Origin of the sequence: Actinoallomurus sp. NBC_01490, assembly GCF_036227085.1 — a bacterium.
GTDB classification, from domain to species: domain Bacteria; phylum Actinomycetota; class Actinomycetes; order Streptosporangiales; family Streptosporangiaceae; genus Actinoallomurus; species Actinoallomurus oryzae.
This window is the reverse complement of record NZ_CP109433.1, coordinates 7,877,958-7,889,895: the sequence shown is the minus strand read 5'-3', so window position 1 is coordinate 7,889,895 and position 11,938 is coordinate 7,877,958. Positions and strand designations below refer to the sequence as shown.

The window sequence follows — 11,938 nt, the reverse complement described above, 5'->3', positions numbered from 1 at the left end:
GCGCTCCGCGTCCCGGACACGGACCACGGAGGCGCCGGGAGAGCCGGTCTGCGCCGGCACCTCATCGACCATCAGGTGAACCGACCGGGACCACCGAGGTGCTGAACGATCGTGTTCTCGTCGTTGCCCCCGTCGGACGTTCGCGTCCAGGCAGTCCTGGTCCACGGCCTCTGCGGCTCGGGCCAGGTGCTCGGCCTGGCGGTCGGGCGTTCACCATCGTTCCCAGTGCAGGACCTGGTCGCGTGGGACGCGGGGCGCGGGTTTGAAGTCGGTGCCGATCGTGTAGGCGAGCGGGATGAACGCGGCGAGCATGACCTCGTCGTAGGGGACGCCCAGTACGGCGGCGAGTTCGTGTTCCAGGGGTCCTTGGGCGGTGGTCCACGTGGTGCCGAGGCCGCGGGCGCGGGCGGCGAGCATGAAGCTCCAGGTCGCGGGCAGGATGGACCCCCATGTGCCGGATTGGACGGCCGGCGAGGCGTGGTCGGTGCGTCCTTCGATGGCGGGAATGACGAACGCCGGGACGCGGTGGATGTTGCCGGTCAGGTGCCGTAGCCCGTCGAACACGCCCTGGGTGGAGCGTGGAGCATGGTTCATGCGGCGGATGTCGTGTTCGTTCAGTGGTTGCCCCTCCGCGGCGGCGAGCGCGCGGCGGAAGATGTCGCCCACCTTGCGGCGCAGGCGCGGCTCGGTGACCACGATGAAGTGCCAGCGTTGCCGGTTGCGTCCGGTGGGCGCCTGGGTGGCCAGGTCGATGCACTCCTCGATGAGCCGGCGCGGGACGGGCCGGTCGAGGTCGAGCCGCTTGCGGACGGCCCGGGTGGTGGACAGTAGTTCGTCGGGGGTCAGGTCGAGGGTCATCGCGGTGCTCCTCATGCTCGGGTGAAGGTCGGTGCGGTGGTCGCCGGTTCGCCGGCCGGGGGTACGGCTCGGGCCCGCAGACCGAGGTAGGCGGCGGTACCAGCGGGTCCCGCCGGTACCTCGATCGCCACGAAGGCGCCCAGCAGCACGAGCGCCGCCACACCGGCGGGCCGGCTGGTCCCGGTGAGTGCGTAGACCAGCAGCAGGACGCCACCGGTGACAGCGCCGGCGCCCGCCGTGTCGAATCCGGTGCGCGGGTCAGGTGGTGCGTCCGGCCGGGATCACCCTGAGGGCGACGGCGAGCACGAGCAGCGCGACGGGCACTGGCAGGAAGAACACCAGCCGCCAGCTCACCTCGGTGAGCAGCACGGAGGCCGGACATCAGCACTCCACCTTTGAGTAGACGATCTACAACAAGACGGAACCGTATGACCGCAAATGATCTGCTGTCAAACAATTGGCTGGCAGATTGTTCTGGTAGCCTCGGGGGGACCGACAGTGCAGGAGACCCATGCCTTCCAAGCCCGCCCGGCCGGCGTACTTCCCGACGCTGGCGGTCGAACGCCCGGACATTGCGATGTGCCGAGCCTCGGCGTACCTGGCCCGCGCCGCCGACGCCCACGCCGCGCGGCACGGCCTCGGCGTCGGTCAGCACCTGGTACTCAAGATGCTCGACACCGTTGGCCCCTGTTCCCAGCAGGTGCTCAGCGAGGAACTGCGGATCGACCGCAGCGTCATGGTGAGTGTGTGCGACGACCTGGAGCAGTCCGGCTTCGTCCGCCGCGAACGCAACCCCGACGACCGCCGCTCCTACGCCGTCACGATCACCGACGAGGGCCGCGAACGCCTCGCCGGGGCCGAGGGCACCGTCTCCTCCTACCTGGAAGAAACCTTCGCCCCTCTCACCACCAGCGAACGCGCCCAGCTCACCGCCCTGGTCGGCAAGCTCATGCAGCTCTGATCTCGGGGCAGGGGAGGACTACGCGTTGGTCGGCCCTGGCGCGTGCTCCATCGGCTCCGGCGGTTCGCCCCTGCCAGGGCCGCCCAGCTCCGGAACCTCCCGTCGGAGCCGCAGACCAGGTCGGCGCACCGGACCGGTCGGCAGGTTCGCGCGGCGCGGGCACTCTACCGGCGTCAGAACAGGCACTGAACAGGTCACCGGCACTACTCGGCTGGTGCCCCAACCCCTGCCCGCGCCCTTGCGCACAGCGCGGGCCCGGCCTTTCCCTTTTTCGGTATCGGGTCAGCGTCCGGGGCCGCGGATGCCGTCGAGCACGAGCGTGACGTGTCTGCGCCAGCCGTCGGCGCCGGTCATGTTCGCCATGGCGCCACGGGTGATGAGGATGAAGTCATCGGCGCGGAAGTCCGCACGGAGGCGGCCGGCGTCGACGGCGCGCCGCACGATGCGTTCGGTGATCGCGGCGAAATCCGTCTTCTCGGCGGCGATGTCGCTCCAGCTCGGCTCTTCCGGGCCGAGGAGCGCGAAGCGGAACGCGGCGTCGGCCTGTGCGGACTCCAGGTAGCCGTAGAGCAGCGTCTCGAACGCCGCCCAGGGATCCTCGGCCTCGTCGGCGGTGCGGGCGAGGGCGGTCATCGCCTCGAACCGGCGGCCGATGATCGCCGCGAGTAGCGCCTGCTTGTCGGCGAAGTGCCGGTAGAGGGTGCCGACGCCCAGGCCGGCGCGCTCGGCGATCTCGTCCATCTGCACGGCGTCGCCTCGCTGGGCGAACAGCTCGCCGGCGGTGTCGAGGACGGCCTCGCGGTTGCGCCGTGCGTCGGCGCGCAGCGAGCGTTCGGGAGCGGTCATGGTCACCTCACTCTAGTTGACGCCCCACCGAGGCCGCTCCTATATTCGGAACCGGAGTTCATGTTCATGTTAGAGGAGATTCGATGATCGTCGTCACCACACCGACAGGGCAGATCGGCGGCCGGCTGGTCCGCCGGCTACTCGACCAGGACAAGGAGGTCCGGGTCATCGCCCGTGACGCCTCGCGTCTGGATGACACGGTCCGCGAGCGAGTCGAGACCGTCGAGGGCTCCCACGACGATCCCGCCGTGCTCGACAAGGCGCTGCCGGGGGCCGAAGCGCTGTTCTGGCTCGTCCCGCCGAACCCGCGAGCGCCGAGCGCCGAGGAGCACTATCTCGGTTTCGCCCGGGCGGGCGCCGCCGCCATCGCCCGCCACGGTGTCGGCCACGTCGTGGGAGCGTCCAGCGCCGGGCACGGCTGGCAGACCCCGGCGGGCGTCTTGTCGGCGGCCTTCGCGATGGACGCCGAACTCGGCACGTCCGGTGCGGCGTACCGGGCGTTGTCCATGCCGTTCTACATGGAGAACCTCCTCCGGCAACTCGACGCGATCCGCGGGCGGGGGGCGTTCTCCCTGACCTGTGCGGGTGACGTGCCGCTGGCGCTGATCGCGACGCGGGACATCGCCGGCACCGCCGCCGACCTGCTCACCGATCGGTCCTGGACCGGGCAGGAGAACCTCCCCGTGTTCGGCCCCGACCGGCTGACCCCTGACGGTATGGCCGAGGTGATCAGCGAGGAGCTCGGGCGTCCGGTCGCCTACCGGCGCATGAGCGTCGACGACTACGCGTCGCTGCTCCGCTCCCGGGGCGCCGGCGACCGGACGGTCAAGGACGTGACCGAGGCCTTCGCCGCACAGGACCACGGCATCTACGACGCGGACTGGGCGATCGCCGAGCCCACCCCCACGGACTTCCGCACCTGGTGCAGGGAGGTGCTCAAGCCGGCCGTCGACACCCCGGCCTCCTGACACCTCTGAGGCTCACGGGACGCGGTCGGCGCGGGGAGCGGGCCGGGTCAGCGGCCGTTCATTCTGAGGACCGCGACGGCGCGGACGGTGGTGTGGCCACGCCACTCCAGCTCCGCGGCCGGGGAGTAGCTGGTGAAGTCCACGGCCCATCCGCCGTCGGGCCGCTGTCCGCGCTCCAGCCGGTCGAGGTCGTCGGCGACGGCGCGGTCATCGAGCAGGGCGCGTACGGGACGGCCCGGTTCGGGGGCGAAGTCGAGCAGGTGAAGCGTCTCTCCCTCGGCTCCTCCGGCGACCGGGACCGCGCCGTCCGGCGGCACGTACGGGGCGAGGTGTTCGAGGAGCTCATGGGCCTCGGGGTGGGAGTCGGCGACGTCGAGGAACTGGAGCGCGAACGACAGGACGTAGGCGAAGGGAGCCTCGTCGATGGCGCGGATCGCCTCGAAGCAGTATCGCGTGGCCGTGGCCAGCCACGGATGGTCCCTGAGGTTCTCATCCGACCGGGCGGCCCGATGCGCCTGGGCCGCGACCGCGGCGGTGATCTGCAGGGAGGACTCCCGCGGGTTCGCCTGCACCCAGAACGGCGCACAGGCGGTGGGGTCGCCGAGGGGCAGCGCGAAGGGCAGCCCGCCGTCGGGCAGGGTGACGGACTGGAGCCAGTCGAGAAGAGCGACCGCGTGCGGCGAGGTCGCGGGAGCCGCGTCGGCGATGGCCTCGAGCGCGTGGAGGGCGCCGCCCGGCTGGCTTTCGCGCGCGCGAAGATCGGGCTCGAGCCCCCACCCGTAGCCGCCGTCGGGATTCCGGTAACCGCCGATCGCGGCGAGGACGGCCGCGCGGGTGTCCGCGGTGTCGTTGCCGCGGGCCAGTTCGAATCGGCGCCTGTCGAGGACGCGCCCGTACGCTGCCATGAACGATGCCGCCCGGCTGAGGTCGATGCTCATGACCGAGACGATGCCATGGCGCCGCCGCCCCTCGATTGGACGAATCGGCCACCGCCGATGCGTCTCACCTCAGCAGGGCACCCGGGGTGGCTCCGGCGAGGCGACGGGCCTCCCGGCTGAGGTGTGCCTGGTCGAAGTAGCCCGCGGTCGCGGCGGCCTCGCTCAACGCGGTGCCCGTACGGGCCAGCTGAAGGGCGTACTGGAATCGGTGGATGCCCATCAGCGTCTTCAGGCCGTAGCCGAACAACCGGTCGCCGGTCCGTCGCAGCGTACGGTCCGACAGGCCGTGGTCGGCGGCGATCTCCCGGACGGACCGGCGGCCTCGTGCGGCGCGGTCGAGCGAGGCGGCCAGGCGGAGGACGGACGGGTCCGGGGCCGCCCGCCGCCAGAGCGCCAGGAGGACGCGTTCGAGCATCACGGGGACGTCGTCGTCGGCCGAGGCGAGTGCCTCGCCGGGCACCGGAGCGAGGTCGGCCAGGTCGACGCGGTGGTCGGTCAGCTCACAGGCGGGAACACCGAGCAGCGCGTGCGCGACGCCGGGCGGGAGGCGCAGGCCCCACGTCGCGGCGCCGGGACGGGTCGCGACGGCCACGGTGGCCGTGTCCGGGCCGGCGACCACGAGACGATCTTCGTACCACATCAGGTCCATGACGCCGTCGGGGACGACGCGCTGTTCGTCGCCGGCGGCGACATTCCGCCACATCGTCGCTCCGGCGAAACGCCCAGGCCACTCCGCGTACCCCGACACCCCACGTCACCTCCTGACCGAACAATCTAACGGCCGGGTACGGAGGCGACCGGCCGGTCTCCCCGGGTGCGGAGCCAGTACGAGCGGGCGGCGACGGCCAGCGCGACGCCGTAGAGGCCGAAGGCGCCGAGACCGATCCAGCTCACCACCAGGGCGTCCGCCGAGGTGGGGAAGTCCCCGCGCGGCACGGTGACGACGCCGGCCGTGCCGAGGGCGGCGTAGCCCACGCCGGCGATCCCGTACGGGGCGAGCGTCGCGGCGCCGAGCAGGGCGGGCGCCAGCGGCAGCCAGCGGGGCACCCGCCGCCCCCGCAGCCCGAGAGCCCAGCGCGGGAAACGCAGCCCCCACGGGTACACCAGCCCGAAGATCAGGAAGATGCCGAGCGCGGCGAGCAGCGCGGTGGCGTCCACGCCCCACGACTCCAGCGTCAGCCACAGGCCGGAGGTGCCGTTGCGCCGGGCCGCGGCGAGCATCCGCGCGCCGTCCATGCCCGCGAACGTGCCACCCGTCGCCCAGACCGTCTTCATCGCCGCGTACGGGACGAACGCCAGCGCCCCGGCCCAGGCGACCATCCGTACGCGCCGGGAGGCGGGTGCGGGCGGTTCACCCGTCGCCGCGGGCCCGGCCGGCCGGGGACGGCGGGCGGACACGGCGAGCAGGACCGTGCCGGTCGCGGCGAGCGCGTGGCCGCTGGCCGCCGCCGTACCGTCCATGCCCTCGCCGAAGAGCAGAGTGACCACGTCCATCAGCAGGCCGAACGCGCACACGGCGGAAAGCCCGCAGGCTCCCCACAGCAGGGCGCGCGCACGGGAGAGGACGGCCGCGGCCGCCGCCCCGGCCACCGCCACCACGGCCCAGTCCAGCCCGGCCGGTCCGGGATGCGGGCCCCGGGTGAACAGGGGAGTCCGGGTCGACGCGCAGACCACGCCGAACCCGCCGTACACCGACGCCCACGCCAGTGCCGCCGGCCTCACCCACGATCGTTCGCTTCGCACCCCTCAACGTTGGCGGCGTGCGGCCGCGAGCGTCTCCCCACGCCGGGGGATCCGCCTCCCCTGGCCGGGTGATCCTGAGACGGACGGCCGTCTCGGTTGACCGGAGGCGACCGCAGGGGCAACTATTCGTATCGTCAGGGGGCGACCGGTCCGGGCGAGCGCGGGAGGACTCTCGTGGTACGACCAGCCCTCGAGGCCGCGGCGATCGTCAAGGGCTTCTCCGGCGTGCTCGCCCTCGATCACGTCTCGCTGTCCGTCGCCCCGGGCGAGGTGCACGCGCTCGCCGGGGAGAACGGCGCGGGCAAGTCGACCCTCGTGAAGATCCTCACCGGCGTGCACCGGCCCGACGGCGGGCGGCTGCGCCGAGACGGCGAGCCACTCGCCCTCGACGGTCCCCTCGGCGCGCGGCGCGCCGGCATCCGGGCCGTCCACCAGGACGACAGCCTCATCCCCTCGATGAGCATCGCCCGCAACCTGTTCCTCGGGGAGGAGCCGCGCGGGCGGTTCGGCCTCATCGACACCGCGCGGATGCACCACCGGGCCGCCGAGATCCTCGCCGCGTACGGCCTGCGCGCCGACCCGCGGCGTCCCCTGGCCTCGCTCGGCGCGGGCGCGCAGAAGCTCGTCGCCCTGGCCCGTGCCGTCGCGGCCGGCGCCCGGGTCATCGTGCTGGACGAACCCACCGCCGTGATGGAGCCGCCCGAGATCGAGACGCTCTTCCGGGTCATCGAGGAGCAGCGCGCGCGGAACCGGTCGGTGCTCTACGTGAGCCACCGGCTCGAAGAGCTGTACGAGATCTGCGACCGGGTCACCCTGCTGCGCGAGGGCAAGGTCGTGCACACCGGTCCGCTGACCGCGCTCGCCCGGCCCGGCCTGGTCTCGCTCATGCTCGGCCGGCCGCCCGTACGGCTCCCGGCGGCGCACCCGGGCGAGGCGCACGAGCGGCCGGACGACCCGCCGTACCTGCGCGCCACCGGGCTGACCCGGCGGCACGCGCTCGCCGACGTCTCGATCGAGCTGCGCCAGGGCGAGGTGCTCGGGCTCGGCGGGCTGCTCGGCGCCGGCCGTACGGAGACGGCCAAGGCCATCGCGGGCGCGCTGACGCTGGACTCCGGGCAGGTGACGGTCGCGGGCGCGCCGCTGCGCAACCGGTCCATCACCGGCGCCATCCGCGCCGGCGTCAGCCTGCTGCCGGAGAACCGCAAGGCCGAGGGCATCATCGGCAGCCTGTCGATCCGCGACAACATCAGCCTGGCCGCGCTGCCCCGGCTGTCGCGGTTCGGGGTCGTCTCCACCGCGCGCATCGACCGGATCGTGGAGACGTTCATGCGGCGGCTGCAGATCAAGGCGGCCTCGCCGCAGCAGCGGGTCGACGAGCTGTCCAGCGGCAACCAGCAGAAGGTGCTGCTGGCCCGCTGGCTCGCCATGCAGCCGAAGGTGCTGCTGCTCGACGAGCCGACCCGCGGCATCGACGTCGGCGCCAAGGCCCAGCTCCAGGACCTGCTGGACGAGCTGGCCGTGGGCGGCCTCGCCATCCTGCTGATCTCCTCCGACCTGGAGGAGCTGGTCAGCGGCTGCGACCGCGTCGTCGTGCTGCGCGACGGAGCTGTCGCGGCCGAACTGACCGGCCCGGAGGTCACCGAGGAGGGCATCATCGCCGCCATGGCCTCGGCACGCACGCCGGTCAAGAATCCTTAGCTCGCCCGTCCCGGCAGGAGCCCGCCCGCCTGCCGTCGTTCATCGTCAACGGATCCTGGGGGCGGAATCGCCGTGAGGCTAGGCGCCGAGGGCGCCCGACACGGCGGTGCGCAGGGCGTGCCGGCGGCGTTCGTGGTCTCTATCGGGATCGCCGGGTCCGGCGACCACGGACCAGCCGGCCGCGGACCAGGCCAGGGCCATCGCGGTCACCAGCGCCAGCACGTCGGCCGGATCGAGGTCGGCGGTGACGGCGCCGGTCCGCTGCGCCTCCGCGATCGCCTGAACCTTCCAGGCGCCCGCGCCGCCCCCGGCCGCGAGTCCGTCGGCTCCCACGCCTTCGAGCCGTGCCCAGGTGACCAGGCGGAACAGCTCGGGTCGTGCGACGGCCGCGTCGTACAGGCCGGCCGCGTAGCCGGGGAGGTCGTCCGGGGTGAAGGGGGTGGCGTCCACGACGGCGTCGGCGTGCATGCGGTACACGGCGTGGAAGAGCCCGAGCTTGTCGCCGAAGTAGGCGTAGATCTGCGCCTTGTTCACGCCGGCGGCGCTCGCGATGCGGTCGACTCTGGCGCCGGCGATGCCGTGGGCGGCGAAGTCGGCCGTCGCCGCGGCGAGCAGCCGCCGGCGGGTGGCCTCGGCGTCGCGGACGTGCATGAGGGGAGCTTACCAACCAGTTGTTTACTTCGCGGCGAAGCGGTAGCTTCCAACTAAACAGTTAGTTGCGATCCATGGAGGACGACGTTGACGACGCATGCGTACGCGGTCGAACGGGCGCGCGGGCCGGTTCAGGTGCTCGAATACGAGCCGGCGCCCCTGGGGCCCCTGGAAGTCGAGGTCGCGGTGACGCACTGCGGCGTCTGCCAGACCGACGTCGGCATGATCGACGACGAGTGGGGCATCTCGGCGTTCCCGGTCGTCGCGGGGCACGAGGCGGTCGGCGTGATCACGGCGCTCGGCGACGCCGTGGACCGTACGCGCCTGACCGTCGGGCAGCGGGTGGGCGTCGGGGCGACCGCGGGCGCGTGCTTCGCGTGCGAGTGGTGCCTCGACGGCCGGCAGCACCTGTGCCCGGACAAGGACAACACGGCGGTCCGCGGCGCCGGCGGCGGGTTCGCCAGCCACGTCCGCGCGAGCGACTGGCGATACGTCCATCCCATCCCCGACGTCATCCCCTCCGCGCAGGCGGGGCCGCTGCTGTGCGCCGGGACGACGGTGTTCACGCCGCTGCTGCGGCACGGTGTGCGGCCGACCGACCACGTCGCGGTCGTGGGCGTCGGCGGCCTCGGCCACCTGGCGATCCAGTTCCTCGCCAAGTGGGGATGCCACGTCACCGCCGTCTCCTCCACCCCCGGCAAGGAGAGCGACGCCCGACGGTTCGGCGCGCACGACTTCGTCGTGCCGGGGGAGGGCGACGGGCTGTCGCGCGTCGCGAACACGTTCGACTTCGTCCTGTCGACCGTCTCGGCGGACCTGCCGTGGGACGACTACGTGAGGACCTTGCGCCCCCACGGCACACTCTGCGTCGTCGGGATGCCCGACGAGCCGCTGAAGGTCCACCCGCAGAGCCTGCTGCCCGGCGAGCGATCCGTCGTCGGCGGTGTCACGGGCCCGCCGGCGCAGATCCGGCTCATGCTCGACTTCGTGGCCCGGCACGGCATCCGGCCGGCCGTGGAGACCTTCCCCGTCGCACGCATGGACGAGGCGCTCGACCACGTACGGCACGGACGCGCGCGCTACCGCGCCGTACTGGAGTTCTGACCGGCCGCCGGCTCAGCGGCGCAGGGTGGTCTCCCGCTCCACGCGTGACAGCTTTTCGGGGTTGCGTACGGCGTACAGACCGGTGATGAGGCCGTCGTCGACGCGTACCGCCAAGACGGTGTCGATCTCGCCGTCCAGCCGGATCGTCAACGCGGGCTGGCCGTTGACCCGGGCCGGTCGCAGCGACGCCGCGGCGGCGATCCTGGCCAGTACGGCGGCCACGCGGCCGGCGCCCACGACGGGATCCAGCGCGGCCCGCACGACGCCGCCACCGTCGGTCAGCAAGACGACGTCCGGCGCGAGGATGTCCAGCAGATCCCGCAGGTCACCGGTTTCGACGGACCGTTGGAAGGCCTGGAGCGCGGCCTGGGTCTCGGCCGGGGAGACGACGTCACGCGGGCGGCGGGCGGCGACGTGCGCCCGTGCCCGGTGGGCGATCTGGCGAACGGCGGCCGGGCGCTTGCCGACGGCTTCGGCGATCTCGTCGTAGTCCAGGTCGAACACCTCGCGCAGCACGAACACCGCCCGTTCGATCGGCGCGAGAGTCTCCAGAACCAGCAGCATCGCCATCGAGACGCTGTCGGCCAACTCGACGTCATCGGCCACGTCGGGCGCGGTCAGCAGCGGCTCGGGCAACCAGGGCCCGACATAGGACTCCTTGCGACGGCGGAGCGTACGCAGCCGGATCAACGCCTGCCGGGTGACGATCCGGACCAGGTAGGCCCGCTGATCGCGCACTCCGTCCAAATCGACGCTCGCCCACCGCAACCACGTCTCCTGCAGAGCGTCCTCGGCGTCCGCGGCCGAACCGAGCATCTCGTACGCGACGGTGAACAGCAGGTTGCGGTGAGCGACGAACGCCTCAGTGGCGGTGTCCCCGCGGTCCCCGTGCGCAGGCGGGCCGGTGTCGTCCACTGCGTGCTCGGTCATATCCGGCTCCTGCCTGTCGACTCTCGACGTTGCCACACGCATCAGATGCCGCCGGCCCCCATTCTGTGACAGCCGCGTCTGTGGCGTGCGTCACGCGAGTGGGGTGTCACAGGGCCCGGGCCGCCGGCATCTCCTGTTCGACCGGCACAACAGTAAGGAGCACACGATGACTGCTCGTCTTGATCTCTTCGGCAGTCCCACCGCGACCGCTGCCAAGGCCGCCGGGCACTTCGGCCTGGCGAGCAGGACGATCCTGGCGGAGTCGACGTTGCCCGCCGCGACCCAGAAGCTCGTGCTGCTGCGCGCGAGCCAGATCAACGGCGACGGTTACGCCACCGACGTGTGGAGCAAGAACGCCACGCACGCCGGGGAGACCGCCACCCGCGTCAACCTGGTCGCGGCGTGGCGCGAGTCCGCGGTGTTCACCGACGCCGAGCGCGCCGCCCTGGAGCTGACCGAGCAGGGCACTCGCATCGCCGATGCGGCCGGTGGCGTCACCGACGAGGCCTGGGCGAACGCCGCCGAGCACTACGACGAGGACCAGCTGTCCGACCTGGTGATGCTCATCGCCCTCATCAACGCCACCAATCGGATGAGCGTCGTCGTCCGGCAGCGCGGTGGCGACTACCGGCCCGGCCACCTCGGATGACTCATCCACAGCCGGCATCCCCTTCATCGAACACCGAGGAGCACGTCATGGAATCCCGTTTCGACCTGATGGCCAACCAGCTCGGCGCGAAAATCGCCAAGCGGATCTACAACGTCGCCCTGGCCATCGTCCAGTCGCCGCTGCCCGAGACCACCCAGAATCTGGTGATGCTGCGCGCCAGCCAGATCAACGGCTGCGGTTTCTGCGTCGACTACCACACCAAGGACGCCACGGCCGTCGGCGAGACCGCGGTCCGCCTCAACCTCGTCGCCGCCTGGCGCGAGTCCACGGTGTTCACCGAGGCCGAGCGCGCGGCGCTGGCGCTCACCGAGGAAGGCACCCGGATCGCCGACGCCCACCCCGGCGTGTCGGACGAGACCTGGGCCCGGGTCCGCGAGCACTACGACGACGACCAGATCGCCGCACTGGTCTCGCTTATCGCCATGATCAATGCCAGCAACCGGCTCAACGTGATCGTCCGCAACCCCGGCGGCTCCTACGAGCCCGGAAAGTTCGCCGACCTGGCCGGCTGACCGGCCGGCGGGACCTGTCAGCCGCTCTTCCGGCGGCGGCAGGTCTCGCCGTTCCCCAC

General features: G+C 72.3%; 13 protein-coding genes. 6 read left to right on the top strand and 7 right to left on the bottom strand.

The window, feature by feature from the left end; translation table 11 throughout:
- Nucleotides 1–210 precede the first annotated feature (210 nt).
- Nucleotides 211–858, bottom strand: a complete 648-nt coding sequence (locus OG417_RS36355; RefSeq protein WP_329238739.1) for a nitroreductase family protein — start codon at nt 856–858, stop codon at nt 211–213.
- A 511-nt stretch (nt 859–1,369) separates the two neighbouring features.
- Between OG417_RS36355 and OG417_RS36350 the strand changes: the two genes are divergently transcribed.
- Complete coding sequence (locus OG417_RS36350; protein ID WP_329238736.1) at nt 1,370–1,819, top strand: MarR family winged helix-turn-helix transcriptional regulator; 450 nt, start codon at nt 1,370–1,372, stop codon at nt 1,817–1,819.
- 282 nt (nt 1,820–2,101) lie between these two features.
- Here the strand turns inward: OG417_RS36350 and OG417_RS36345 are convergent, their stop codons facing one another.
- Nucleotides 2,102–2,665 carry a TetR/AcrR family transcriptional regulator gene (locus tag OG417_RS36345; RefSeq protein ID WP_329238733.1) on the bottom strand — a complete coding sequence of 188 codons (564 nt, stop codon included), beginning with the start codon at nt 2,663–2,665 and terminating at the stop codon, nt 2,102–2,104.
- A gap of 83 nt (nt 2,666–2,748) precedes the next feature.
- On the opposite strand from OG417_RS36345, the gene OG417_RS36340 reads away from it, so the two are divergent.
- Nucleotides 2,749–3,633, top strand: coding sequence for an NmrA family NAD(P)-binding protein (locus OG417_RS36340; protein ID WP_329238730.1), 885 nt, complete (start codon nt 2,749–2,751; stop codon nt 3,631–3,633).
- 47 nt (nt 3,634–3,680) lie between these two features.
- On the opposite strand, the gene OG417_RS36335 is transcribed toward OG417_RS36340, so the two are convergent.
- The 3 genes from OG417_RS36335 to OG417_RS36325 form a co-directional block, all read right to left on the bottom strand.
- Nucleotides 3,681–4,571 (bottom strand): hypothetical protein, encoded by an 891-nt coding sequence (locus tag OG417_RS36335; RefSeq protein WP_329238727.1) that lies wholly within the window; start codon nt 4,569–4,571, stop codon nt 3,681–3,683.
- 64 nt (nt 4,572–4,635) lie between these two features.
- A complete protein-coding gene (locus tag OG417_RS36330; RefSeq protein WP_329238724.1) occupies nt 4,636–5,274 on the bottom strand; it encodes a helix-turn-helix domain-containing protein in 639 nt (212 codons plus the stop codon).
- A 71-nt stretch (nt 5,275–5,345) separates the two neighbouring features.
- Nucleotides 5,346–6,293 carry a hypothetical protein gene (locus OG417_RS36325; RefSeq protein ID WP_329238723.1) on the bottom strand — a complete coding sequence of 316 codons (948 nt, stop codon included), beginning with the start codon at nt 6,291–6,293 and terminating at the stop codon, nt 5,346–5,348.
- Between the two features lie 195 nt (nt 6,294–6,488).
- On the opposite strand from OG417_RS36325, the gene OG417_RS36320 reads away from it, so the two are divergent.
- On the top strand, nt 6,489–8,012 hold the full coding sequence (locus OG417_RS36320) for a sugar ABC transporter ATP-binding protein (protein WP_329238720.1): 1,524 nt from the start codon (nt 6,489–6,491) through the stop codon (nt 8,010–8,012).
- A gap of 78 nt (nt 8,013–8,090) precedes the next feature.
- Here OG417_RS36320 and OG417_RS36315 read toward each other — a convergent pair whose 3' ends face one another.
- Nucleotides 8,091–8,663 (bottom strand): TetR family transcriptional regulator, encoded by a 573-nt coding sequence (locus OG417_RS36315; protein WP_329238718.1) that lies wholly within the window; start codon nt 8,661–8,663, stop codon nt 8,091–8,093.
- Nucleotides 8,664–8,750: 87 nt separating this feature from the next.
- Between OG417_RS36315 and OG417_RS36310 the strand changes: the two genes are divergently transcribed.
- A complete protein-coding gene (locus OG417_RS36310) occupies nt 8,751–9,767 on the top strand; it encodes an NAD(P)-dependent alcohol dehydrogenase (RefSeq protein ID WP_329238715.1) in 1,017 nt (338 codons plus the stop codon).
- Between the two features lie 12 nt (nt 9,768–9,779).
- Here OG417_RS36310 and OG417_RS36305 read toward each other — a convergent pair whose 3' ends face one another.
- Nucleotides 9,780–10,697: an RNA polymerase sigma-70 factor gene (locus OG417_RS36305; protein ID WP_329238713.1), complete on the bottom strand. Its 918-nt coding sequence runs from the start codon at nt 10,695–10,697 to the stop codon at nt 9,780–9,782.
- Nucleotides 10,698–10,863: 166 nt separating this feature from the next.
- On the opposite strand from OG417_RS36305, the gene OG417_RS36300 reads away from it, so the two are divergent.
- Together OG417_RS36300 and OG417_RS36295 are read left to right on the top strand one after the other, a co-directional pair.
- Nucleotides 10,864–11,346: a carboxymuconolactone decarboxylase family protein gene (locus tag OG417_RS36300; RefSeq protein ID WP_329238711.1), complete on the top strand. Its 483-nt coding sequence runs from the start codon at nt 10,864–10,866 to the stop codon at nt 11,344–11,346.
- Nucleotides 11,347–11,393: 47 nt separating this feature from the next.
- Nucleotides 11,394–11,879, top strand: coding sequence for a carboxymuconolactone decarboxylase family protein (locus tag OG417_RS36295; RefSeq protein ID WP_329238708.1), 486 nt, complete (start codon nt 11,394–11,396; stop codon nt 11,877–11,879).
- Nucleotides 11,880–11,938 lie beyond the last annotated feature (59 nt).

What these genes read in the sequence shown, in the direction of transcription:
- OG417_RS36355 (WP_329238739.1), bottom strand. Translation starts at nt 858, where the DNA reads ATGACCCTCGACCTGACCCCCGACGAACTACTGTCCACCACCCGGGCC.
- OG417_RS36350 (WP_329238736.1), top strand. Translation starts at nt 1,370, where the DNA reads ATGCCTTCCAAGCCCGCCCGGCCGGCGTACTTCCCGACGCTGGCGGTC.
- OG417_RS36345 (WP_329238733.1), bottom strand. Translation starts at nt 2,665, where the DNA reads ATGACCGCTCCCGAACGCTCGCTGCGCGCCGACGCACGGCGCAACCGC.
- OG417_RS36340 (WP_329238730.1), top strand. Translation starts at nt 2,749, where the DNA reads ATGATCGTCGTCACCACACCGACAGGGCAGATCGGCGGCCGGCTGGTC.
- OG417_RS36335 (WP_329238727.1), bottom strand. Translation starts at nt 4,571, where the DNA reads ATGAGCATCGACCTCAGCCGGGCGGCATCGTTCATGGCAGCGTACGGG.
- OG417_RS36330 (WP_329238724.1), bottom strand. Translation starts at nt 5,274, where the DNA reads ATGTGGCGGAATGTCGCCGCCGGCGACGAACAGCGCGTCGTCCCCGAC.
- OG417_RS36315 (WP_329238718.1), bottom strand. Translation starts at nt 8,663, where the DNA reads ATGCACGTCCGCGACGCCGAGGCCACCCGCCGGCGGCTGCTCGCCGCG.
- OG417_RS36305 (WP_329238713.1), bottom strand. Translation starts at nt 10,697, where the DNA reads ATGACCGAGCACGCAGTGGACGACACCGGCCCGCCTGCGCACGGGGAC.
- OG417_RS36300 (WP_329238711.1), top strand. Translation starts at nt 10,864, where the DNA reads ATGACTGCTCGTCTTGATCTCTTCGGCAGTCCCACCGCGACCGCTGCC.
- OG417_RS36295 (WP_329238708.1), top strand. Translation starts at nt 11,394, where the DNA reads ATGGAATCCCGTTTCGACCTGATGGCCAACCAGCTCGGCGCGAAAATC.